The organism is Streptomyces sp. NPDC093225, from assembly GCF_044753805.1.
Taxonomy (GTDB): domain Bacteria; phylum Actinomycetota; class Actinomycetes; order Streptomycetales; family Streptomycetaceae; genus Streptomyces.
Genome location: NZ_JBIVNX010000065.1, coordinates 1 through 23234 on the forward strand (window position 1 = coordinate 1; position 23234 = coordinate 23234).

Sequence of the window (23234 nt, forward strand, 5' to 3'; positions counted from 1 at the left end):
GTCCGGAGGCAGGCCCGGGCCTGGGGTGGCCGCAGGCCAGGGCCGAAGGCCCCGAAGCCCCAGGGGTGGGCCTGCCGCAGGGCCTGCAGGCCATGCCCCGTCAAGCACCGAGGGGACCCGCACACCGCGCGACCCACCCCGAAGCCCGCAAGCAACGAGCAACGAGCAACAAACAACCCAAGCCCCCCCGGGCAGCAGAACGGCCGACGCGCCGAAGGGTGCACGTCGGCCGTTCCGGACCGGACGGAGGGGCGGAGTGCGGGTTACTCCTGGCGGCCGGTGTAGAAGGCGACGGTGAGGTCCTTCACCAGCGCCTTGCGCTCGTAGTCGTCGAGCTCGACGAGCCCCCGCGACGTGAGCCGGTGGACGGTGTCGTCCACCGCGTCCACGACGGAGGACAGCACCGCGTCCCGGTGCTTGGCGTCGATCGCGGCGACCCGGCGGCGCTGCATGGCCGCCGCGACCTCGGGGGCGTACTCGATGCGGGTCGGCTGGGCCGAGTACACCTCGATGCCCACCACCTCGGTGTCGGCCGCCAGCACGCGGGTCAGCGCGTCGCCGACCGCCTCGGCGTCGCGCAGGGTCGGGGCGTCCTCGTGGAAGGCGTCCGCGGGCAGCTGGCTCAGCACCCGGGCGAGCGCCGACTCGACCTGCTCGGCGAGGTATTCCGTGTGGTCCTCGACCGCGAACTCGGCCCGTGCGGTGTCGCGGACGCGCCATACGACGTGCACGACGACCCGGAGGGCGAGGCCGCCCGCGTCGACGGCGGGCAGCGGTTCGCTGCGCCAGTGCCGCAGCCGTACGTCGACCCGGCGGCGCAACAGCAGGGGGCTCACCCAGACCAGTCCGGTACGGCGCACGGTGCCGCGGTAGCTGCCGAACAGGCTGAGCACCCAGGCGTGGCCCGCCCGGCCCCGGCCGAGACCGCCGAGGGCGACGAGCGCGAGCACGCCGAGGGCGGCCAGTACGACCCAGTGGGTCCGGCCGGGTTCCGCGGCGGCGGGGAGGGCGAGGACCTCGGCGAGCCGGTGCGGGACGAGTCCCGCGCGGGCGAGGACCGCCCCGCAGCCGGCGAGCGCGCCGGCCGCGGTCAGGGCTCCGACCCACCCGGGCAACGCCGGGCCGCGCCGCTCCCGCAGCTCGGGATCCGCTCCCGGCGCGCGGCGTGCTGGTGCGGGACCGGCCGGCGTCGGCGCGGGACGGGCCGGCGTGGGACGCGGGGCGGCGGCCGCCGGGGTCCCGACCGGCCCCCGACCGCCGACCCGGCGCGGGACACCGGCGCCCTCGAGGCCCGACCGGCTCGTGCCGACCCCGTTCCCGGAACCGAGCCGCCCCGCGACGGAGCCGGAGCCGGACGCGAAGCCCTGCCCGCGAGGAGCGGGGCCGGACGCGACACCGGGTCGCCCGGCGACCGGGGCGGCCGCCGAGCCCGAACCCTGGACGGCCGGCGCGGACGCCGAGCCCGAACCCCGGGTGACGGGGGCGGAAGCGAAGCCCGGTCCGCGGGGGACGGAGGCGGGCGGGAAGCCCGGGCTGCGGGTGGCCGGGGCGGCCATCCGGCCTTCGGGCTCCTGGTCGCGGAAGAGCAGGTGCACCGGGATCTCGGTCGTCCCCGGGTTCCCGATCAGCGGACGTCCGCCGCCGATGCGCGGCAGCGCCTGCGTGTCGTCGCTCACGCCCGCGGACTCCGCACCGACGGCCCCGGGGGCCTGGGCCGCCCCGGCTTCCGCCGTGCCGTCCGCGGCGCGGGGGCGGGCGACTTCGGGCATCCGGCCGCCGACGGCCGGACCGGCGTCCCCGGTACCGGCCGGAGCGTGCTTCGAGGGCGCACGGTCCGGGTCGGCCGAGGGCGGCTTCCCCCACCCCGCCCCTTCCCGAACCCCTGCCGGGGCCTCCACGCCCCCGGGCCCGCCGTCCAGCGCCGGGGACGCTGCGGGCACCGCCTCGAAGCCCGAGGGCGCGAGAGCCACGTTCTCGAAGGCGCTCGGCGCACGAGGCGTCGTCTCGGAGGCGCCGGGCGCGGCGGGCGTGGTCTCGGAGGCGCCGGGTACCGGGGCGGGTCGACGTTCACGGCCGTCACCGGGACGCCCGCCGTCCGCTGAAGCTCCCGCGCCGAGACGGTCGGCAGCGTCTCCTGCAGCGGGACGGCGCACGGCCGCCGGGGGCACGGCGGTCGCGGCCGCGGCCGCGGCAGACACGCCCGGAGCGGACGCAGGCCCGGAGGGGCCGGCCTCGACGGCCTCCGGCGCGGTGGACCCGGCCGAGGTCGACGAGGGGGAGGTGGCCGGGGGCCCGCTCGCGGTTGCGGGGACTTCGGCGACGTCGGTCGCGGAGGCCCCGATCGCGGTCGCGGAGAGCACCGCCTCGGCATTCGCGGTCGCGGTCGCGGTCGCGGTCGTTGTGGGAACGCGGGCGGAGGGCGGAGCCGCGGCGTGAGCGTTCGGGGTCGCGTAGGTGTCGGGCCCGGAAGGGGTGCTCGGCAGGGCACTCGGGCAGGCGTCCCCGGCCCGGTACGGCACGGGACCGTCGCCCCTGGCAGCCGGCACGGCCCCGTCGACCCGGTCCTCAGCGGCGGCCGGGGTGCCGCCCCCGGGAGGCGCCTGCGCGTCACCGGGAGCAGGTACTTCAGCACCGGCCGGAACCCTCTGCGGGCGGGACGGCGCCCCCGTACCGTCGCAGGCCCGGTCGGCATCGGCCCCGGAAGCAGCCGTCGGAACGGGCCCCTGGGCCACCGGGTCGGCAACGGCAGCTGCCAGACGGGCCGCCTCGGCCACCGACTCGGGCGCTCCCGCCGGAACGAGGGCGGCGAGCGGCACGGACGGCGACGGCGCGGGTTCCGCCGCGGACCGGGCGTCGGGGAGCCGGGGCGCCCCTGCGGTGGGGGCGGGCTCGCCCGAGCGGGGGGCGGCCACCGCGGGGAACGGCTCGGTAGCCGTCCTGACGGCAGTGGCGAGGTCCGGGGCCGTACCCGTGCCGGAGGCCGTCGGCCCCTGAGGGCCCGGGGCGTGCACGCCCGAGGGGGCGGACGGCGCCTCGGCCGCCGGCTCGCGGCGCGAGAGGAGACCCCACGCCGCGTCGAAGGCAGCGCGCCGTGACCGCCGTTCGGCTGTCCCGGCCGTCGCTCGTCGAGCCCCCGCCCCGGGGCGGACCGACGCCGCGGAGGCCGGCTCCGTGACCGCCGGGCCCGGCCGGTGGGGTCCGGCCGCCGCCCCGTGTGGTGGGACGGGTTCCGGTGCCTGGGCAGGGGGTTCCGGCGCCCGCACGGCGGCTTCCTGTGCCGTCGGGGGCGTCTCCGGTGGGGTGGGGAAGAGGCCCCACGGGTTGGGGTTGGTGTTGGGGTTGGGGTTCGGGTGGGGGGTCGGGTGGGGGGTCGGGTGGGGGGTCGGGTGCATCGTCGCCTCCGTCACGCGAAGAGCCGTCGCCAGGTTTCCGGGCCGGGGTAGCCGTCAGCCGCCGAACCCCGCCAGCCCTGGGCGCGCTGGAAGGCCTCGACGCTGCGGCGGTCCGCCTCCGTCCACCGGGGGCCCGGGTCGGACGTGTAGTACTTGCCGAAGCCCTTCTGCAGGAGCTGTCGGCCGAGGGCCGTGATGGCCGGGGAGGACTGGCCCGGGCGGAAGACCCCCCGCCCGGGGTACGGGAGCGCCGAGGAGCCACCGCTCGCGCCCCCGCCGGCCGCATCACCGCCCGACCGGCCGCCGGCGCCGACCGCACCACCACCCGAACGGGCGCCCGCAGTCGCAGCCGAACCGGTGGTCGGTGTCGTACCGGTGGTCGCGGCCGTACCCGTGGCCGCGCCCGGCCCCGCAGAACCACCCGCCCCCGCCACGCCCGGCTTCCCCGGAGCGGTCGAGCCGGCCGCACCCGCCTTCGCGGGGCCGGTCGTGGGCGGGACGTCGCGGCCCTGGTTCCGGGTGAGCAGGCGCCACGTCGTCGGGCCCGGGAGGCCGTCGGCGTCACGGCCGGTCCAGCCCTGGGCCAGCTGGAAGGCGCGGGTCGCCCGGCGGTCGGCGTCGGTCCAGCGCGGGCCGGGCCCCTTCGCGTAGAAGCGGGCACCCCCGCGCTTGACCAGCATCTGCCCCAACCGCGTCACGTACGCGTTGTTCGCCCCGGGCCCGAAGGCGGCGCGCCCCGGGTACGCCGCGCTGCCGCCCGGCCCCGGCCGGCCCGGCTCGCCGGTCAGGACGCTGCCCGTCACGCCCTTGTAGCGGTACGGGACGTACTTGGCGGAGTTGTTCCAGTAGGCGTACGGGGTCGACTGCACCCGCGCCCGCGGCGGGGTCTGCTCGTACGCCCGGTAGTACGTGCGCGTGTGGTCCGTCCAGCCGCCGAAGAGCGTGACGTGCGAACCGGCGCTCGGGTTCGCGGGGTTGTGGAAGAGCAGCATGTCACCCGGCTGGAGGTCGTTCTTGCCGATCCGGGTCGCGAACGCGTCCAGGCTCCCGGTCCATTCGTTTGATCCCAGGTTCCAGGCCATGGAGACGAAGCCCGAACAGTCCTGCCGGTACCCGTCGGTCCAGTACTTCGACATGCTGTACGGGACCTTCGCGGCCACCCACGCCTTCGCCCGGTTGATGATCGTCGCCCGGTCGATCTTCCGGACGGTGGACGGGGCGGTGGGCTGGACCGTGGACGACGACGGGTCGTCCGTCGTCGACCCCGGCCGGCCGGCCGGGGCGCCGGGTGAGCCCGGGGCACCGGCCTTCGTGCCGTGGAGGGCGGAGGGCCGGCCCTGCGGGGTGCCCTCGCCGTCGCGCACCTCGCCGGCCCGCACCCCGCCGTCCCGCACCTCGCCCGACCGCACCGCGCCGGAGCGCACCGCGGCCGACGACCCCGCCGCATCCGCCTCCGCAGGGCCCGGCGGGGTGTCCGCGGCCGCCGCGGCCGCGCCGCCCGCGCCCAGGGCCACGCCGGCCGCCGTCGCCAGCACCAGTACGCGCCGGGCGCCGTGGGCGCCGGGGTGCCCGCCGTCCCGGAGGGCCAGGGTCCGGGCGGTGCGGCGGTGCGCGGCGCAGCCGGGGCAGGGGCAGTCGGCGGCGGGCCGGTACTCCTCGAAGACCGGTGTCGGCATCGTCATGGGCTTCGGCATGGGCATGCGGCTCCGTCCACTCCCCTGGAGATCCATCTGGCGAGGCATCAGATCTATGAAGGCCATGACACATAGTGCACAAGGAACGGGAGAATATGGGTTAATCGGACAAGGCGGGCGCGCCACGTCGCAGGTGGTCACGGGTACCCCGAAACGTGGGGTAGAGTTTTCTCTGTCAGCAGGCGCCGCTAGCTCAGTTGGTTAGAGCAGCTGACTCTTAATCAGCGGGTCCGGGGTTCGAGTCCCTGGCGGCGCACAGACAGAAGAAGCCCCTCGCGTATGCGAGGGGCTTCTTCGTATTGTCGTATTGGCTCTATGGTGGTTTCGGACCACCCGCACCTTCCCGACCTCCCGCGCCGGTCCCCGGACTTCTCCCGCAGTCCGGGCGCGCCCGCGGTCGAGGACCGGGCCCGGCCGGCGGTCCGGGCGGGCTCCCGGCCGGGCCCGGTGCCACTCCGGTGGGCCGTACGCCCACGTCGCCTCCGGTCGGCCGTACGCCCACGTCGCCTTCGGTCGGCCGTGGCCGACCACCTCGCGCGGACGGCGTGTGCCTACTTCGCGCGCACGACGTCCGTCAGGTAGGCCGAGACGACCACGTTGGCCGTGTACTCCTTCGCCGTCTTGTCGTACGTGCCGCCGCAGGTGATCAGCCTCAGCTCCGCCCGCCCCGGTACCCGCGGCCCGTACACCTTGGCCGCGTCGAAGCGGTCGCGCTCGTAGACCCGCACCTCCTCGACGGTGAACTCCGCCACCACCCCGTCGGCCCGCAGCACCCGCACCTTCTCCCCCACCTGCGTCGCGCTCAACCCGTAGAACACCGCCGGCTTGGAGCGCGTGTCCACGTGCCCCACCAGCAGCGCCGCGCCCGCCGCGCCCGGGCGGGTGCCCGAGCCGAACCAGCCGACGGTGCCCGGCTGCTCGTACGGGGGCGGGTCGATCGCACCGTCCTTGTCCAGGCCCCGGGGGACCACCGGGGCCTGGACGCCTATGGACCCGACGTCCACCCGCTGCGGCGGCGCGGCACCCGGGAGCGGGGCGTGCGGGGCCGGCAGACCCAGGACGAGGGCCGAGCCCGCCGAACCGGTGCCCGCGGCGGGTCCCGGCACGTCCGTGATCTCCCGCCCCCACAGCCACAGGCCGAGGACGATGACGGCCCAGGCCGCGCCGGTCAGCAGCCGGCCGCCGCCCCGGGGGCGCTCGGCGGCCGCCACGTCAGCCGCCCGCCCAGGCCGGCGTCACTGGCCGCTGCGGCGGCGCCGCAGCCTCAGCGCCCGGCCGGCCACGGCGATGGTGGCGGCCGCCGCGAGCACCGCGCCGATCACGGTGTGCGGCAGGCCCGGGCCGTCCTCCGGACCCTCGTGCCGGGCGGCGGCGGGCTCGTGCTCCTCGGCGGCCGGGGCCGCCTGCGCCGCGGCGGGCACGTCCCCGGCCACGGCGCCCGCACCGGCACCTTCACCCGCACCGGTTCCCGCGCCGCCGTCCTTCCCGACCTCGCGCTTGGCCAGTTCCTCGGCCATTCCGCCGCCGCCGGCGTGCACCGGCCAGTACGGGGTGGAGTGGTGCGAGGGCTGGTCATGGCCCCCGTCGTGGTCACCGCCGTGGGAGAGCACCTGGATCGAGCCGGTGGCACGGCCCTCGTGGCCGTCGCAGGTCACCCGGATCGTGTGCCAGCCCGGCTGCGCGCGGGAGCTGATCATCGCCTCGCCGTAGAGCGGATTGCCGCCGCCGTCGCGGCCGGACAGCTCGGCGTCGGCGACGAAGACGGCCGACTTCGCCGAACCCCTCCTGCCGTCGCAGCCGTTGACGCGCAGCTCGACCTGCGTGCCCGGCGGGGCGGCCTGCGGAGTGACCCAGACCGAGCCGCGAGCACCGTCACGGCCGCCGTCGCGACCGCCGTCGCGACCTCCCTCGCGGTCGCGTCCGTGGTCGCTGTCGCTGTCGTTGTCGTTGGCCCGGGCGAAGGGGGCGGTGGCATGGGCGAACGGGGCGGTGGCGGCGGCCCCGGCCAGCAGGGCGACGGCCGCCCCGGTGGCACGGAGCGCGAGCAGAGCAGTGCGCATCGTGAACCTCCTGGTATTGGCAGGTTCACGCACCGTGTCCGCCCGCGCATCCCGGGGAGCGTGTCGCTCGTCCGTACGGGTGCGGCCCGGACACCCGTACTGAGCAGTGCGGACGCCGGGCCGCGGAGGAGGCGGGGACGAAGCCGTGGGGGACGGGCCGACGGTCGGCCCCGGAGGCCGGGAGCTCAGATCAGGTCGACGAGGTCCGCGATCGAGTTCACCGTGTGCGAGGGCCGGTACGGGAAACGGTCGACGTCCGCGGCGGTCGTCAGCCCCGTCAGCACCAGGAACGTCTCCATGCCGGCCTCCAGGCCCGCGAGCACGTCCGTGTCCATCCGGTCGCCGATCATCGCGCTGGTCTCGGAGTGCGCGCCGATGGCGTTCAGGCCGGTGCGCATCATCAGGGGGTTGGGCTTGCCGGCGAAGTACGGCTGCTTGCCCGTGGCCTTGGTGATGAGCGCGGCGACCGCGCCGGTGGCGGGCAGCGGGCCCTCGGTGCTCGGGCCCGTCTCGTCGGGGTTGGTGCAGATGAAGCGGGCGCCGCCGTTGATGAGCCGGACCGCCTTGGTCATCGCCTCGAAGGAGTACGTGCGGGTCTCGCCCAGCACCACGTAGTCGGGGTCGTGGTCGGTCAGCACGTAGCCGATGTCGTGCAGCGCGGTGGTCAGGCCGGCCTCGCCGATGACGTACGCCGTGCCGCCGGGGCGCTGGTCGTCGAGGAACTTGGCCGTGGCCAGGGCGGAGGTCCAGATGTTCTCGACCGGTACGTCGAGCCCCATGCGGTGGAGCCGGGCCTGGAGGTCGCGGGGCGTGTAGATGGAGTTGTTGGTCAGGACCAGGAACGGCCTGCCGGAATCGCGCAGCCGCTTGATGAAGGCGTCGGCGCCGGGGATGGGGGTGCCCTCGTGAATGAGGACGCCGTCCATGTCCGTGAGCCAGGATTCGATCGGCTTGCGCTCTGCCACGGGACTGTTCTCCGCTCTGCGGTGGCCTCTGACCTCGCGGGTCTCTGGTCTGTACCACCCTAGCGAGTTTGATCGGCGGACGGCGCGGGCGTCCGCGGGCCGGTCACCGCGGCGCCCGTGAGGGTCCCCGGTAGAGGTCCGGGAGGGGTCCGGGAGGGGTCGCCGTAGCCGGCGTGGACGACGTCCCCGTCGTCCCCGTCGTCCACGCCGGCCAGGCCGTCAACGCCGGCCCTCACGTCGGACCGACATCGCGTCAGTCCCGCGTCACGTCAGTCCAGCGTCACGTCGTCGACCGTCCAGAACCAGTTGTTCGTGCCGGTGTAGCGGAAGCGGACCTGGACGTCGGTGGCGCCGGCCGGGACCTGGAGGACGACGGCCTCGTTCCTGGCGACCGCGTCGGCCGTGTAGCTCTTGACGACGGTCGGGGCACCGCCGTCGTACGCGACCAGGACCTGGGCGGTCTGCGGGGACTCGTGGCGGTAGTGGGTCCGGTAGCGCAGCACCCGGGTGGTGCCGCCCGGGACCGCCCACCGGGGGCTGACCAGCGTGGAGTCGAACGAGCCGGTGTGCGCCTTGTCGTCCCACTCGTCGGAGTCGGCGACGGCGAAGACGTCACGGGAGCGGACGTTCAGCTCACGCCACTGGTCGCGCTGGGCCTGGGTCCAGAACTCGTCGGTGGCGAAGGCCCGGCCGGCCCACTCGGTGACGCCGCCGGAGCCCATCCTCGAGTTGTCCACCGACCAGCCGGCCGGCGGGGTGTGGGTGAAGCCCTTCACGGCCGACCCGATGCCGGTCTCGTCGACGCGGGTGCGCAGGGACGGGCGGAGGGCGTCGAACGGGTCGGCGTCGGCGGCCGCCAGCGGCAGGCCGTCGAGGCCCGTGGTGGGGACGTGCACCTGGTCGAGGGCGATGGCCGCCACGTCGACCAGCTTGACGTCGTCGCGCACCGAACCGGCGGGGATCCCGGGCCCCTTGGCGATGACGAAGGTGCCGCGCTCCTGGATGGTGGAGCCGCCGTGGCCGCCCGCGTCGGTGTGGCCGTGGTCGGTGGTGACGAGGACCTTCCAGTTCTCCTGGGCGTACGTCGGCCTGGCCTCGACCGCGTCCAGGACCTGGCCGACCAGGGCGTCCACCCGGGCGATCGCGTCGAGGTACTTCTGGCTGGCGGCGCCGTAGGAGTGGCCGGCGCCGTCGACCTGGCCGAAGTACACGAAGGCGGCGTCGGGGTCCTGGTCGCGCAGCTCGGCGGCGGCCGCGGCGGCGATCTTGGGGTCCTCGCCCTCGTAGCCGTCGCGGTCACCCTTGAGGCTGAGGCGCTTGTCGACCTTGGCGGAGAAGATCGGGCCGCCCGCGTCGGTGGAGGTGATGGGCTCCCAGTCGGCGGCCGCATAGGTGTGGAGCGCCGGGTTCGCGTTCTCGGCGCGGGTGAGGAAGTCGGGGTGGGCCGCGTAGTTCTTGCCGGTGAAGGTGTTGTCCTTCACCCCGTGCTTGTCGGGCCAGACGCCGGTGGCGATGGTCGACCAGCCCGGCCCGGACGAGGTGGCGGCCATCGGGCTCGCGTAGAGGGTGCTCCTGGCGGTCAGGCCCTGGCTCATCAGGCCCTTGAGGCGGGGGGCGGCGGCGGCCTTGAGGCGGTCGAGGACCACGCCGTCGAGTCCGATGACGAGGACCTTGTCGGTGGAGGCCGCGGCGGCTGCGGCGGCTCCGGCGGCGGCCGGGGCGGCGTGGGCGGTGAGGGTGGTGAGGGTGCCGGTGGCGGCGAGCAGGGCCGTGGCGGTGGCGGCCACGGCGAGGGTCCGGGTGGTCGTGCGGGCGGTGGTGGTGCGGGTGCGGGCGCGCGATGCGGTCTGCACGTGCTCCTCCGGGGAGTCGTCGCGGTGGTGCGGGGCTGGGGGGGCGGTGCGGTACCTCGAGGGGCCGGGCCGAACACCGGCGGGAGGCGGCGGGTCGTGCCGCCGCCGCCCTTTCGGTCCAGACCCATTATCCAAACGTCATGCTGCCGGTCACGGGTGACCGGCAGGTGACGCGTCAGCTTCCGGTGGCGGACTTCCACGCATCGACGTAGGAGGTGAGGTTCGCGTCGATGTCGGCCCAGTCGGGCTCGAAGACCTCGACCCCGCCCATCAGGCGCGTCAGTTCCACGGCGTTGGCGTCGGTGGGCTTGACGTCCGTACGGGCCGGGAAGCCGCCGCCGACCGAGCTGACGAGCTTCTGGGCCTCGGGGCTGAGGAGGTGGTCGAGGAGCTTCTTGCCGTTCTCGGTGTGCGGGCCGTCGGCGACCAGGCCGGCCGCGTACGGGAGGGCGAAGGTGGTGGGCTTGCCGCCGGTCTTGGCGGGGAACCAGATGCCGAGGTTCGGCATGGTCCTGGACTGGGCGAAGTTCATCTGCACGTCGCCGTTGGCGACCAGGATCTCGCCCTTGTCGGTCTTCGGTGCGAGCTTGCTGGTGGAGGAGGACGGGCCGACGTTGTTGGCCTGGAGCTTCTTCAGGTACGCGAGGGCGGGGGCCTGTCCGCCGAAGTCGTGCATGGCCTTGATGAGCACGGCGGTGCCGTCGCCGGCGACGCCGGGCGTCGAGTACTGCAGCTTGCCCTTGTACGTGCCGTCCAGGAGCTCCTCCCAGGTCGTGGGCGCCTTGGCGAGCTCCTTCTTGTTGTAGACGAAGCCGAAGTAGTTGTTGACGACCGAGGTCCACAGGCCGTCGGCGCCCTTGTCGCCGCCGTTGACCTGGCCGGAGCCCTGCGGCTGGTACTTCGTCAGCAGGCCCTTGCCGGCGGCCTGCTGGATGAAGGGCGGGAGCGTGACGAGCACGTCGGCCTGGGTGTTGGACTTCTCGCGGACGGCGCGCTGCACCATCTCGCCGGAGCCGCCCTCGACGTACTTCACCTCGATGCCGGTCTTCTTGGTGAAGTCGGCGAAGACCTTGTCGTACCAGCCGTCGCCGTTCTCGCCCTTGAGGCCGTCGGCGCTGTAGACGGTGACGACCTTGGCGTCGCCGCCCTTGCCGGCGGAGGACGCGGCGTCGCAGGCGGACAGGGCGGCGGAGAGGGTGAGGGCCGTGGTGGCGGCGGCGCAGGCGCGCAGCAGGTGGTGGCGGGACATGGGGTGTCGTTCTCCTCGGGAGGGCACGCGGGAGCTGGGCGGGGGGTGCGGATGGTGCGGGGTGGCGCGTCGGCGGTGCGTCGGCGGTGCGGGTGGTGCGGCGTGGGGGCTTCCGTACGGGGCCTCGGTGCGGGAGCTAGCGGTACGAGGCCTTCGTACGGACGCGGGAGACGGCCAGCAGGACCAGCAGCGTGGTGGCCATGAGGACCACCGCCACGGCCGAGCCGCCGTGCAGCGAACCGCGGTCGGTCGCAGTGAAGATACGGACCGGCAGCGGCATCCAGTCGGGCGGGTAGAGCATCATCGTGGCGCTCAACTCGCCCATGGAGAGGGCGAAGCAGAGGCCTGCGGCCGCGTTGAGCGAGGGGAGCAGGAGCGGCAGCCTGACCCGCCACAGGACGTACGCGGGCGAGGCTCCCAGGCTGGCGGCGGCCTGCTCGTACGCCGGGTCCAGGCGGCGCAGCGCGGCCGAGACGGACTGGTGGGCGAAGGCGGTGACCAGGACCGTGTGGGCCAGGACCACGATGGTGCTGGTGCCGTTGAGCAACAGCGGGGGCCGGCTGAACGCGACCAGGACGGCGAGTCCGACGACCACCGAGGGCACCGCGACCGGCAGCATGAACAGCCCGTCGAGCAGCCGCTTCCCGCGGTTCCCGAGCGCGGACCCGGCCAGCGCGGCCCAGGTGCCGGTGGCGAGGGCGAGCAGGCTGGCGGTGACGGCGGTGACGAGGCTGGTGACCAGGGCCTGGAGCGACTCGCCGCGGACGGCGGCCGCGTAGTGCCCGGTCGTCATCCCGGACGGGAAGGCGCCGGACCAGTGCGTGGCGAACGAGGCGGCCACCACGACCAGCAGCGGCAGGGCGAACAGGGGCAGGAAGAGGAGCCAGAACAGGCCCCAGGCGGCCCAGCGGCCGGCCTTGCTATGCACCAGCACGCTTGCCCACCACCCGGTAGAGGCCGTACAGGCCGACGGATATCGCGATGTTGACGACCGCGACCACGCAGGCGGCCGGGTAGTCGGACTCGAGGATGGCCTTGCCGTACACGAGCATCGGGAGGGTCGTGACCCCCTTGGCGCCGGTGAACAGGACGATCCCGAACTCGTTGAGGCACATCACCAGGACGAGGCTGCCGCCGGCGGCGAGGGCCGGCAGGGACTCGGGCAGGATCACCCGGCGCACGACCCGGGCGGGCCCGGCGCCGAGGCTGGCGGCCACTTCCAGCTGGGCGGTGTCGAGCTGGGAGAAGGCGGCGAGCAGCGGGCGCATCACGAACGGGGTGAAGTACGTGATCTCCGCGAGCAGCACGCCCCACCGCGTGGTCAGGAAGTGGAACGGGCCCTCGGCGGCCCCGGTGACGTCGGTCCAGAGCCCGTTGGCCATGCCGACCGTGCCGTAGATGAAGAGCAGCGCGAGGGTGATGAGGAAGGAGGGGAAGGAGAGGAACACGTCGATGAACCTGGCCACCGCGCGCGCACCGGGGAACGGCACGAAGGCGATCACCACCGCGAGGGTGAAGCCGAGCAGCAGGCAGCCGACGGTGGCGCCGGCGGCCAGCGTCACGGTGTTCCCGAGCGCCTCGCGGAAGGAGACCGACCGGAACACCGCGGCGTAGGCGTCGAAGGCCCCGGCGTCGGGGTCGTCGGGGGTCAGGGACTGCCGGACGACGAGGGCGAGGGGGTAGAGGAAGACCAGGCCGAGGACGGCCACGGGCGGCACGGCCCACAGGAGCCGGGCCTCGCCGGTCCTCGCGGCGCGGGAGCCGGGGCGGAGCCCTCCGGCGCCCGCGCCGCCGGTGCGCGGCACCGGGTCCCCCGCCGGATCCGCGGCCGGGACCGGGGGCGCGGCCCCGGCGACCGGACTACGCATCGCCCACCCCCGCGGCCAGGAGCACCCCGTCGCGGGGCGCGAAGTGGAGCGCGACCTCGTCCCCGAGGGCGGGCGTCTCGCGCAGCTCCGGCAGGTCCGCCGTGACCCGGTGGCCGGCCACGTCGACGTACAGCCGGTGCGTGGAGCCGCGCCACTGCACCTCGGTGATGCGGCCGCGCAGGGTGTTCGGCCCCTCGCCCAGGGCCAGCAGGTGCGGGCGGACGCACAGGGTCGCCCGGGCACCGGGGGCGGGGGCGCCGGGGCCCTGCGGGAGGTCGACCTCGAGGTCGACGCGGCCGGTGCCGTCGTCGCCGAGCCGGACGGTGCCGTCGCCGACCCGGACCGGCAGCAGGTTCGCGCTGCCGACGAAGGAGGCGGTGAACTCGGTGCGGGGCCGCCGGTACAGCTCCTGCGGGGTGCCGCAGTCCTGGAGCCGGGCCCGGTCCATGACGGCGATGCGGTCGGCGAGCGTGAGGGCCTCGATCTGGTCGTGGGTGACGTACAGGATCGAGACGTCGGGCAGCTCGCGGTGCAGGCGGGACAGTTCGGCGAGCATGCCGGAGCGCAGCTGGGCGTCGAGCGCGGACAGCGGCTCGTCGAGCAGGAGGACGCCGGGCCGGATGGCGAGGGCGCGGGCGATCGCGACCCGCTGCTGCTGGCCGCCGGAGAGCTCGCGCGGGTAGCGCTTGGCGTAGGCGGCCATGCCGGTCATCTCCAGCACCTCGGCGACCCGGGCGGGGATGCCGGCCCGCGGCGCCTTCCGGGCGCGCAGGCCGAAGGCGACGTTCTCCTCGACGCGCATGTGCGGGAAGAGGGCGTACTGCTGGACGACCATGCCGATGCCGCGGCGGTGCGGCGGGAGGTCGGTGACGTCCCGGCCGCCGATCAGCACGCGGCCGGCGGCCGGGCGTACGAAGCCGGCGACCGCGCGCAGGGCGGTGGTCTTGCCCGAGCCGGAGGGGCCGAGCAGCGCCATGACCTCGCCGGGTTCGACGGTCAGGTCGAGGGAGTCGAGGACGGTGGTGCCGTGGTAGGCGACGGAGACGGAGTCGAAGCGGATGCCGGTCACGTCGCCGGACCGCCGTCCGCTGCGCCGCCGCCCTCCAGGCGGCCGAGGAGGTCGGGGAGCGCGGCGACCGAGTCGAGGACGTGCGTCGCGCCGTGCCGCTCCAGCCAGTCGCGGCCGTGGGCCCCGGTGAGCACGCCCGCGACCACCCCGGCGCCGGCCCGGGTGCCGCTGAGCATGTCGTACGCCGTGTCGCCGGCGACCGCGACCTCGGTGACGGCGTCGGCCGCGCCGGTGCGCAGGAACGCGGCCAGGACCATGTCCGGGTACGGGCGGCCCCGGCCCCCCGCGTCGGCGGGGCACAGGGTGAGGTCGGCCAGGTCGCGCCAGCCGAGGGCGTCGAGGATGGCGTCCTGGGTGACCCGGGCGAAGCCGGTGGTCAGGACGACGGTGCGGCCCTGGGCGCGGAGCGTCTCGACGGCCTCGCGGGCGCCGGGGAGCGGGGCGACGAGGCCGCCGTCGACGAGCTCGCCGTAGGCCTTCTCGAAGGCGGAGTTGGCGCGCCGGGCGAGGTCCTCGCTGCCGAAGAGGTGCCGGAAGACGGTGATCTTCGACTCGCCCATGGTGTCGCGCACGTACTGGAGCTTGGCCGCGTGGTCGGGCGAGCCGGGCTCGACGCCGAGGCTCTCGGCGGCCCGTTCGAAGGCGCGCTCGACGAGCCCGCCGTCGGCGACGGTGGTGCCGGCCATGTCGAGGACGACGAGGCGGTGGACGGGGGCGCCGGTGGCGCGGGGGGTGTCGGTCATCTTCCTCACCAGCCCAGTTCGTTCGCGGTGGTCTCGGCGATGGCGGGCGAGCAGGTCATGCCGCGGCCGCCGGGCCCGGTCACGAGCCAGGTGCCGGCCCGGACCTGCTGGCGGTGCACGACCTTCGCGGGGTCGGTGCACTGCGCGTACACCCCGGACCAGCGGCGGCGGATGCGCGGCAGCGGGCGGCCGAGGAAGCCCTCGACGACGGCGGTGAGGTGCTCGTACGGGTCTTCGAGGGTGTCGAAGGCGAAGGGGTGCTCGTACTCGTGGGTGTCGCCGATGGTCAGGCCGCCGTCGCGGCGCTGGACCATGAGCAGCTGCATCTTGTGCTCGGCGGCGACCGGGGTCTGGGCCTCGGCGGCGGTCAGCTCGTCGAGGGCGGGGCCGCGGTAGGCCGGGTAGTAGCGGAAGCTGTCGGCGTCCGCGACGGACGTGGTGAGCGGCTCGCCGAGCGGGTCGGTCTGCATCATCTGCAGGCGGACGCGGCGTACGGGCAGGTCGGGGACGAGCTCGCGGACCAGGCCGGACAGCCAGGCGCCGGTGCACAGGACGACGGCGTCGCCGGTGTGCGTGTCCCCGTGGTCGTCGCGTACGGCGCTGTCGCCGACCACCTCGCGGACCTCGCGGCCGGGCAGGAACGCGTACCGGCCGCTTGCCTGGAGGGCTTCGCGCAGGGCGAGTTGGGCGGTGCGGGGCTCGACGGCGGCGTCGCGCTCGCAGTGCAGGGCCGCGGTGAACGCGCCGCGCAGGGCCGGGTTCAGTGCGCGGGCCTCGGCCGGGGCGAGCAGCCGGTACCCGCGGGCGGCGGCGTCCGGGCGGGCCAGGGCGGCCTCGGCGACGGCGAGTTCGCGGGGGGTGCGCACGAGGGTGAGCGACCCGTTGGGGCGGAACCCCAGACCGGGTACCGCCTCCCCGATGCCTTCCCACAACTGTCGGGCGCGCAGGGCGGTTTCGACTTCCTCGCCGCCCGCGCGGCCGCTGACCCAGATCTGTCCGAAGTTGCGCAGCGAGGCTCCGCGGGCCTCGGCCTCGCGCTCGATCTGGACGACCTCGTGGCCGCGCTGGATGGCTTGCCAGGCGTGCATGGTGCCGACCACGCCGCCTCCGACGACTATGACTCTCACGCCGGAAACGGTCGTGGCGGGGGGTGGCCCGGGAGGGTCCGGTCGGCGACGGGCCGGTGAACAGCCACCCAAGCTTGGACTAGACCCGTTATCGTCTCGTGACATGTGGGGGATGCTATCGCGGGGAGCCGGCCGGGCGGGCGGTGCGGGGCGCGGCGGTGATCGCCCGTAGGGTCGCGGTGTGGAACCGACCCAGCACACCCCCGGCGCTCCCGTCCGCTCCGGCATCCCGGAGCACGGGCGCGTCCCGAAGTACTACGCCGTCAAGGCCCGGATCGCCGAGCTGATCACCGAGCTCGGCGAGGGCGGCCTGCTCCCCACGGAGCGCGACCTCGCGCTCCGCTACGAGGTGGCGCGCGAGACCGTCCGCCAGGCCCTGCGCGAGCTGCTCCTGGAAGGCCGGCTGCGCCGCCACGGCCGCGGCACGGTCGTGGCCGGCCCGAAGCTCGAGCAGCCCCTCGCCCTGGCCAGTTACACCGAGGGCGTGCGCCGCCAGGGCCGCCGCCCGGGCCGCAACCTGATCGGGCTCGACACCTTCCCCTGCCCGCCCGACCTGGCCCCGAGCATCGGCGCGGAGCCCGGCGAGCCCGTCTGGCACCTGGAGCGCGTGCTGCTCGCCGACGACGAGCGCGTCGGCCTGGAGTCCACGTACGTCCGCGTCGCCCGCGTCCCGCACCTGGACGCCGACTTCGAGCCCGACTCCTCCTTCTACGGCTACCTGCGCGAACGGCTCGGGATCGCCTTCGGCGACGCGGACGAGAAGCTGGAGACCGTCCTGGCCACCCCGCGCGAGGCCCTGCTGATCGGTACCCCGCCGGCCCTGCCGATGCTGCTGATCCACCGCTTCTCGCGGGACCAGGACGGGCGCCCGCTGGAGCGGGTGCGGTCGCTGTACCGGGGGGACCGCTTCAGCTTCACCACGCACCTGAGTCCCTGAGGGGGCGGGCGCGCATCAGGTCGGCCGGTCAGGGGCTCGGTCGGTCACCGGTCGGCGGGCGTTCGACCCGCCTGGTCGGTCGGCCGGCGGGTCGGCCGGTCGACGGGTCGGCCGGTCAGCCGGTACGGCGCAGGCGGCGGCCGGCCACGACCAGCGCGCCGCCGGTGGCCGCGAACGCCGCCGCGACCCCCGCGAGGGCGGAGAGCCGGGCCGGGGTCAGCGCGGCCGGCGCGCCTCCGGTGCTGGCGAGGGAGCCGGCGGCGGCCTCGGGCCGCGTCGGCTCCTCGGGCCGCTCGACGGAGAAGCGGTAGCGGCCGCTCTCACCGACCCAGTCGCCGTCGTCGCCCTTGCGCTGCACCAGGGCCGCGTCGGCGACCACCTCGCCCGGCGCGGTGTCGGGGGTGAAGGCCAGGTGCACGGTGACCGTGACGGTGCCGCCGGGGGCGAGGGTGAAGCCCGCGAAGGACGGCGTTCCGTCACCGGCCCCCGCACCGCCGCCCCCGTCGAAGACGGCGACGACCTCGTCCTGGTCGGTCTGCTCGAGGCTGACGGCATGGGTGCGGCCGGTGCCCTTGTCCACGAAGTCCATGACCAGCTGGGTGGACCTGAGCACGTGGTCGCGGTCGGTGAAGACCACGACCGGGTGGACGGCACGGCAGGTCCGCGCGGTGGTGTTCGTCAGGTCCAGGTACCAGGTCTGCGGCCCCCCGCCACTGCGGTACACCGCCGGACCGCCCCGGATCCGCGCGCCGATCGGGAACTCGGGGCTCTTGCCGTCGCCGCACTCGGGCTGGATCCGCGAGGGCAGCGCGGGCGCCGGCTTGGCCCCGCCGCCGTTGCCCACGTCCCGCAGCGGTCCCGGCGCGAACGGGCGGACGAGGAGACCCCGGGCGGCCGCGGCGGCGAACGGCGGCCCGAGGGGGCCGCCCTGGACGCCTCGGACCCCGAGCACGGACCCGGGAGGGCTCCCCTGCGCGGCCGCGGCGGCGAACGCCTTCGGCGCGGCGAGGGCGGCGGGGGCCATGCCGACCACGGCGAGCGTGACGGAGAGGGCCAGGGCGTTCCGCATTCGCATGGGGTGCCTTCGCTGCTCGCCGGACAGATGTTCCGACCAGGTGACCATCACCAAGTCGTACCCGGCACCCTGCCATGCCCGCCCTGCGCCCCCGGGCACCCCCACGCCCGCCCACCCGACTTCCCCCCGGATGGCGCATCGGCGCGCCCGGGCCCGGGGCGACGCGACACGGACCGCCCCGGGCCCGGGCCCGCACGGCACGGACCGCCCCCTACCCCCCGTCGCCCAGCGCATCGCCGCCGAACAGCCCCCCGAGGACGAGCTCCGCCGCACCCCGGGCCACCGCACCGCCCGGCGCCAGGGCCACCGGGACGACGTACGCGCCCAGCGCCCGCTCGGCCAGGACCTCCGCCACGCCCCGTACGAACGCGTCCGGCGCCCCCGCCACCACCCGGCCGCCCAGGACGACCCGGTCCACGTCCAGCAGGGCCACCAGGTTGGCGGCCGCCGCACCCAGCACCCGGGCGGCCCGGTCCGGGTCCGCGCGGCCGACCGCCTCCAGGCACAGCGCCTCCGCACAGCCGCGGGCCCCGCAGGCGCACCGGGGACCGTCGAGCTGGAGCACCTGGTGCCCGAACTCCCCGGCCCCCGTCCGCGGCCCCCGGTGCAGCGCGCCGCCGAGCACGATCCCGGCCCCCAGGCCCGTACCGACGTGCAGGTACGCGAACGAGCCCGCGCCGTCGGGCCCGTCGGGGACCGGCAGCCCGGACCGCGGCCCGGCCGGGTCGGGCCGCGGCCCCTCGGTCCCCGCGGGCAGCGCACCGGCGGTCCGTGCCGCGCCCAGGGCCCCCGCGTTCGTGTCCTTGTCGAGGACCACCGGGAGTCCCGCGAGACCGGCGCCGCCCGCGGCCAGCCTGCGGACGAGGGCGTCGCGCAGCGCCACGCCCTCCCACGCGGGGAAGCCCGTCACCCGGCCCAGCACGCCCGACCGGTGGTCGAGCGGCCCGGGGGCGGCCACCCCCACACCCAGGACCCGGCCGGCCGCTCCGGCCCCGGCCAGCCCTTCGACCTCGCGCGCCGCCACCTCCACCACGGCGTCCGGCCCCGCCCCGAACTCCAGGGCCCCGACCCGTTCGGCCACCGCGCGGCCGGCGAGGTCCACCCGCACCGCCCGGAACTCGTCCCGGTCCAGGTGCACGCCCACCGCGTAGGCGGCCTCGGGCACCAGCCGCAGCAGGGTCTGCGGCTTGCCGCCGGTGGAGGCGCGGCGGCCCGCCTCGGCCACCAGGCCGTCGGCCCGCAGCCGCGCCGTGATCTTGCTGACGGCCTGGGGGGTGAGCCCGGTGCGCCCGGCCAGCTCCAGCCGGCTCGCCCCGGCCCCGCCCGCCTCCCGCAGCAGGCGCAGGACCAGCGCGTCGTTGTGCCCGCGGAGCGCCGGCAGGTTCGCCCCGCCGCGCCGCTGCTCCCGCGCCCGGTCCCCGGCCGGGTCCCGCCCCGCGTCCGGGTCGTCCCCGGTGGTCTGTCCGTGTGCCGTCCATGCCCTGTCCACCGCCCCATTGTCCCCTGTCCTTGCACTTTGGAAACAGCGTTGCTTAAGTAGGAGCATGAGCACCCCCGCCCCCCTCCGCGTAGCAGTCATCGGCTACGGCCTGGCCGGCTCCGTCTTCCACGCCCCCCTCGTGGCCGCGACCGAGGGGCTGGTCCTCGACACGGTCGTCACGGGCAACCCCGAGCGGCAGGCCCGCGCCCGCGCCGAGTTCCCCGACGTACGGATCGCCGCCTCGCCCGAGGAGCTGTTCACCGGGTCGTCGGCCGCGGACCTCGACCTGGTCGTGATCGCCTCCCCCAACAAGACCCACGTCCCGCTCGCGACGGCCGCCCTCGACGCCGGTCTGCCCGTCGTCGTCGACAAGCCCGTCGCCGGCACCGCCGCCGAGGCCCGGGCGCTGGCCGCCCGCGCCGAGGAGCGCGGACTGCTGCTCTCCGTCTTCCAGAACCGCCGCTGGGACAACGACTTCCTCACCCTGCGCACCCTGCTGGCCACCGGCGAGCTCGGCGAGGTCCAGCGCTTCGAGTCCCGCTTCGAGCGGTGGCGCCCGCAGCTCAAGGGCGGCTGGCGCGAGTCCGGCGCGCCGGAGGAGATCGGCGGGCTGCTGTACGACCTCGGCAGCCACGTGGTCGACCAGGCCCTGGTGCTGTTCGGCCCCGCCGTACGGGTCTACGCCGAGACCGACGTGCGCCGCCCCGGCGCGCAGACCGACGACGACACCTTCATCGCCCTCACACACGCCGGCGGCGTGCGCTCGCACCTGTACGTCAGCGCCACCACGGCGCAGCTGGGCCCCCGCTTCCGCGTGCTCGGCTCGGACGCCGGCTACGTCAAGTACGGGCTCGACCCGCAGGAGGCGGCCCTGCGCGAGGGCAAGCGGCCGGGGTGCGGCGGTCCCTGGGGCGCCGAGACGGAGTCGCTGTGGGGGCGGATCGGCTCGGGCGAGTCCCCGCTGACGGGCGGCGGCATCCCGGTCGCCACGGTGGCCGGCGACTACCCCGCCTACTACGCCGCCGTCGCGGCGTCCCTGCGGGCCAACACCCCGCCGCCGGTGACCGCGTACGAGGCGGCCGACGCGCTCGACGTGCTGGAAGCGGCCCTCCGCTCCGCGCGCGAGGGCGTGGCCGTCGAGCTCCCGCCCCGCGCCTGACCCGACCGCCCGCGAACGGGGCCGGGCGCGCGGTGTCGCACCGCTCGCCCGGCCCCGTGGGCGTCCGCCTCAGGCGTCCTTGAGCTCCTGCCGCTGACGGCCCAGGCCGTCGATCTCCAGCTCGACCACGTCACCGGCCCGCAGGTACGGCTTCGGCTCGGGCCGGCCCATGGCGACGCCGGCCGGGGTGCCGGTGACGACGACGTCGCCCGGGTAGAGGGTCATGAAGCGACTCAGGTACCGGACGACCTCGCCCACCGGGAAGATCTGGTTGGCGGTCGTACCGTCCTGCTGCTTCTCGCCGTTGACCCACAGGCGCACGCCCAGTGCCTGCGGGTCGCCGATCTCGTCGGCCGTCACCAGCCACGGGCCCAGGGGGGTGAAGGTCTCGCAGTTCTTGCCCTTGTCCCAGGTGCCGCCGCGCTCGATCTGGAACTCCCGCTCCGAGACGTCGTGGGCGAGGACGTAGCCGCCGACGTGCGCCAGCGCCTCCTCCGCCGAGTCCAGGTACCGCGCGGTGCTGCCGATGACGACGCCGAGCTCGGCCTCCCAGTCGGTCTTCACGCTGCCGCGCGGCACGAGGACCGTGTCGTCCGGGCCGACGACGGTGTCGGGGGCTTTGAGGAACATGATCGGCTCCTCGGGGATCGCGGCGCCGATCTCCTCCGCGTGGTCGTGGTAGTTCAGCCCGATGCCCACGATCTTGCCGATCCGGCCCACCGGGGCGCCGATCCGCAGGCCCTCGGCGTCGAGGCGCGGGAGCTCGCCGGAGGCTGCCGCGTCCCGTACCCGGGACAGCACGCCCTCGTCGGAGAGCAGGACTCCGTCGACGTCGGCGACGAGACCGGACAGGTCCCGCAGGACGCCGTCCTGGTCGAGCAGCGCGGGGCGCTCCGCCCCCACCGGTCCGACACGCAGCAGCTTCATGGGCATTCTCCCGTGGTCGTGGGTGGTCGGCCCGCGGGCATGCCCCGGGCCGGACGATGGGTTGCGGCCATCGGAGGATTGGCCGATCCTCCAAGAAGTCCATCCAATGCGCAAGACCGTGTTCACGTACTGGAACACCACCGCCCGGCCGGGAGCCCGCCGACCCGCCCCCCTGCTCTCCCTGACCCCCCTACGCCGGCTGCGCCCCCGACGCCACCGCCGCCCGGTCCCGGGCGTCCCACCGGTACTGGAGCCAGGCCCGCTCGGCCGCCGACCAGGCCGTGGTGGTGAGGAGGTAGAGCCCGGCGGCCAGCGGGACGATCGCCGCCGTGACCAGCGTCCCGAAGGCGAGCAGCGGCATCCACCGGGCGATCCGCTGCACCCCGGCACCGGCGGCGTCGCCGGCGGCACCCGACCCGGAGCCGGCGGCCGTCCGGGGCGCGCCGCCCGCAGCCGCACGCGTACCCGCGGCGGATCCGCCGCCGGCACCCGTCAACGCCGCCGTCGACGCCGCGAAGGACCGGCGCCCGCGCACCGCGTTCCAGCCGGCCACCGCCGCCAGGGCCGCGAACAGGGCGAGGAACACCAGCCCCTCGGCGCCGAACGGCCCGCCCGCGCCCAGGGCGTCCGCCCAGCGCGCCCCCAGCGGCGCGGCCAGCAGCCGGTGGTCCAGCAGCCCGTTGACCCGTCCGCCCACCTCCGCGGAGGAGAAGACGCGGTACATCACGAAGAACACCGGCAGCTGCACCAGCATCGGCAGCAGCCCCGCGAAGGGCGAGACCTTCGCCTCCGCATGGAGGGAGGTCAGCTCCCGGCGCAGCCGCTCGGCGTGCCGCGGGCCGGCGTACCGCTTCCGCAGCTCGGCCACGCGCGGGGCCAGCGCCGCCCTGGCCCGCTCACCGCGGAAGGCGGCGCGGGTGAGCGGGTGCAGCCCGGCCCTCACGAGCAGCGTGAGCAGCACGATCCCCGCGGCCGTCGCCGAGGCGCCGAGCAAGGGGTCGAGAAGACGGGCAAGAAGATCGACAACAGTGATGAAAAAGGACATCGGGGTCCTCCGGAAGGTCTCGTCCTGCGAACGGATTGCGTCGGCATGACGAGCCGCGAAGGAAGGCGCGGCGGTACGGCGGAACACCGGGCCGGGTGGCCCCCGTCGGGTCGGGCGAGACCCGGAAGGGACGGTCCGGCAGCCCGGAAACCGTGCGGCGCGCCCCTAAGCGGCCGTCGGGACGAGCCGGCCGGGCGCCCTCGGCCGGGTGCGGCCGCGGGCGTCGGGGTCGCGCTGCGGCAGGAACGCGGTCCGCCGCGCCCGGTCGCGTATCGCGGTACGGACGCGCGTCGGTGGCACCGGACGGGCGCTGCGGGCGGCGAAGGCGGCGCGGGCGAGAACGGCCGCGCCCACGGCCACGGTGGCGGCCAGCGCGACGGCGGAGGCGAGTGCGCCCTGCCCGCCGAAGACCCAGAGCACGCCCACGAACCCGAGCAGCTCGAGCAGCCCGGTCAGCGCGAGGAACGCGGGCAGCCCGAGAGCGGAACTCGACCCGTCGGCACGCCGGTTGGCACGCACCATCGCTCGGCCCTCCCCTCCAGGACTCCCCCGCACACCGCGTGCGACGTCCTCCCGATCGTAACCGCACCC

The 23234-nt window shown here is 75.7% G+C and carries 19 protein-coding genes and 1 tRNA gene; 3 read left to right on the top strand and 17 right to left on the bottom strand.

The window, feature by feature from the left end:
- Positions 1 to 263 precede the first annotated feature (263 nt).
- Positions 264 to 1769 (bottom strand): SPFH domain-containing protein, encoded by a 1506-nt coding sequence (locus ACIQCH_RS34495; protein ID WP_402587599.1) that lies wholly within the window; start codon positions 1767 to 1769, stop codon positions 264 to 266.
- A 1634-nt stretch (positions 1770 to 3403) separates the two neighbouring features.
- The gene (locus ACIQCH_RS34500) at positions 3404 to 5086 is read right to left on the bottom strand and encodes a peptidoglycan-binding protein (RefSeq protein ID WP_402587601.1); all 1683 of its coding nucleotides are present in this window, start codon (positions 5084 to 5086) and stop codon (positions 3404 to 3406) included.
- A gap of 182 nt (positions 5087 to 5268) precedes the next feature.
- Between ACIQCH_RS34500 and ACIQCH_RS34505 the strand changes: the two genes are divergently transcribed.
- Positions 5269 to 5342, top strand: a tRNA-Lys gene (locus tag ACIQCH_RS34505).
- 295 nt (positions 5343 to 5637) lie between these two features.
- Here ACIQCH_RS34505 and ACIQCH_RS34510 read toward each other — a convergent pair.
- The 10 genes from ACIQCH_RS34510 to ACIQCH_RS34555 form a co-directional block, all read right to left on the bottom strand.
- On the bottom strand, positions 5638 to 6297 hold the full coding sequence (locus ACIQCH_RS34510; RefSeq protein WP_402587603.1) for a class F sortase: 660 nt from the start codon (positions 6295 to 6297) through the stop codon (positions 5638 to 5640).
- A 24-nt stretch (positions 6298 to 6321) separates the two neighbouring features.
- Positions 6322 to 7146, bottom strand: coding sequence for a hypothetical protein (locus tag ACIQCH_RS34515; protein WP_402587605.1), 825 nt, complete (start codon positions 7144 to 7146; stop codon positions 6322 to 6324).
- 185 nt (positions 7147 to 7331) lie between these two features.
- Entirely contained in the window at positions 7332 to 8111 is a 780-nt protein-coding gene (locus ACIQCH_RS34520; protein ID WP_402587607.1) for an HAD-IIA family hydrolase, read from the bottom strand.
- 269 nt (positions 8112 to 8380) lie between these two features.
- Positions 8381 to 9964: an alkaline phosphatase family protein gene (locus ACIQCH_RS34525; RefSeq protein ID WP_402587609.1), complete on the bottom strand. Its 1584-nt coding sequence runs from the start codon at positions 9962 to 9964 to the stop codon at positions 8381 to 8383.
- 175 nt (positions 9965 to 10139) lie between these two features.
- A complete protein-coding gene (locus ACIQCH_RS34530; RefSeq protein WP_402587610.1) occupies positions 10140 to 11213 on the bottom strand; it encodes a 2-aminoethylphosphonate ABC transporter substrate-binding protein in 1074 nt (357 codons plus the stop codon).
- 136 nt (positions 11214 to 11349) lie between these two features.
- A complete protein-coding gene (locus ACIQCH_RS34535) occupies positions 11350 to 12147 on the bottom strand; it encodes an ABC transporter permease (protein WP_402587612.1) in 798 nt (265 codons plus the stop codon).
- Positions 12134 to 13081 carry a 2-aminoethylphosphonate ABC transporter permease subunit gene (locus ACIQCH_RS34540; protein ID WP_402587614.1) on the bottom strand — a complete coding sequence of 316 codons (948 nt, stop codon included), beginning with the start codon at positions 13079 to 13081 and terminating at the stop codon, positions 12134 to 12136. Before ACIQCH_RS34540 ends, ACIQCH_RS34535 begins: the two co-directional genes overlap by 14 nt.
- Positions 13074 to 14150 (bottom strand): ABC transporter ATP-binding protein, encoded by a 1077-nt coding sequence (locus tag ACIQCH_RS34545; RefSeq protein WP_402587615.1) that lies wholly within the window; start codon positions 14148 to 14150, stop codon positions 13074 to 13076. Before ACIQCH_RS34545 ends, ACIQCH_RS34540 begins: the two co-directional genes overlap by 8 nt.
- The gene (locus tag ACIQCH_RS34550; protein ID WP_402587617.1) at positions 14147 to 14893 is read right to left on the bottom strand and encodes a phosphonatase-like hydrolase; all 747 of its coding nucleotides are present in this window, start codon (positions 14891 to 14893) and stop codon (positions 14147 to 14149) included. Before ACIQCH_RS34550 ends, ACIQCH_RS34545 begins: the two co-directional genes overlap by 4 nt.
- 5 nt (positions 14894 to 14898) lie before the next feature.
- The gene (locus ACIQCH_RS34555) at positions 14899 to 16020 is read right to left on the bottom strand and encodes a TIGR03364 family FAD-dependent oxidoreductase (RefSeq protein ID WP_402587619.1); all 1122 of its coding nucleotides are present in this window, start codon (positions 16018 to 16020) and stop codon (positions 14899 to 14901) included.
- A 181-nt stretch (positions 16021 to 16201) separates the two neighbouring features.
- Here ACIQCH_RS34555 and ACIQCH_RS34560 point away from each other — a divergent pair, with 181 nt between their 5' ends.
- Positions 16202 to 16957 (top strand): GntR family transcriptional regulator, encoded by a 756-nt coding sequence (locus ACIQCH_RS34560; RefSeq protein WP_402587621.1) that lies wholly within the window; start codon positions 16202 to 16204, stop codon positions 16955 to 16957.
- A gap of 115 nt (positions 16958 to 17072) precedes the next feature.
- Here the strand turns inward: ACIQCH_RS34560 and ACIQCH_RS34565 are convergent, their stop codons facing one another.
- Both ACIQCH_RS34565 and ACIQCH_RS34570 read right to left on the bottom strand, forming a co-directional pair.
- Positions 17073 to 18032, bottom strand: a complete 960-nt coding sequence (locus ACIQCH_RS34565) for a hypothetical protein (RefSeq protein ID WP_402587623.1) — start codon at positions 18030 to 18032, stop codon at positions 17073 to 17075.
- A 211-nt stretch (positions 18033 to 18243) separates the two neighbouring features.
- On the bottom strand, positions 18244 to 19578 hold the full coding sequence (locus ACIQCH_RS34570) for an ROK family protein (RefSeq protein ID WP_402587660.1): 1335 nt from the start codon (positions 19576 to 19578) through the stop codon (positions 18244 to 18246).
- On the opposite strand from ACIQCH_RS34570, the gene ACIQCH_RS34575 reads away from it, so the two are divergent.
- Positions 19577 to 20671 carry a Gfo/Idh/MocA family oxidoreductase gene (locus ACIQCH_RS34575; RefSeq protein ID WP_402587625.1) on the top strand — a complete coding sequence of 365 codons (1095 nt, stop codon included), beginning with the start codon at positions 19577 to 19579 and terminating at the stop codon, positions 20669 to 20671. The genes ACIQCH_RS34570 and ACIQCH_RS34575 overlap by 2 nt on opposite strands.
- 69 nt (positions 20672 to 20740) lie before the next feature.
- Here ACIQCH_RS34575 and ACIQCH_RS34580 read toward each other — a convergent pair whose 3' ends face one another.
- The 3 genes from ACIQCH_RS34580 to ACIQCH_RS34590 all read right to left on the bottom strand — a co-directional run bounded on the left by ACIQCH_RS34580 (position 20741) and on the right by ACIQCH_RS34590 (position 23165).
- Entirely contained in the window at positions 20741 to 21598 is an 858-nt protein-coding gene (locus ACIQCH_RS34580) for a fumarylacetoacetate hydrolase family protein (RefSeq protein ID WP_402587627.1), read from the bottom strand.
- Positions 21599 to 21788: 190 nt separating this feature from the next.
- The gene (locus ACIQCH_RS34585; RefSeq protein ID WP_402587629.1) at positions 21789 to 22643 is read right to left on the bottom strand and encodes a YidC/Oxa1 family membrane protein insertase; all 855 of its coding nucleotides are present in this window, start codon (positions 22641 to 22643) and stop codon (positions 21789 to 21791) included.
- Positions 22644 to 22808: 165 nt separating this feature from the next.
- Positions 22809 to 23165, bottom strand: coding sequence for a DUF6412 domain-containing protein (locus tag ACIQCH_RS34590; protein ID WP_402587630.1), 357 nt, complete (start codon positions 23163 to 23165; stop codon positions 22809 to 22811).
- Between the last annotated feature and the right edge of the window lie 69 nt (positions 23166 to 23234).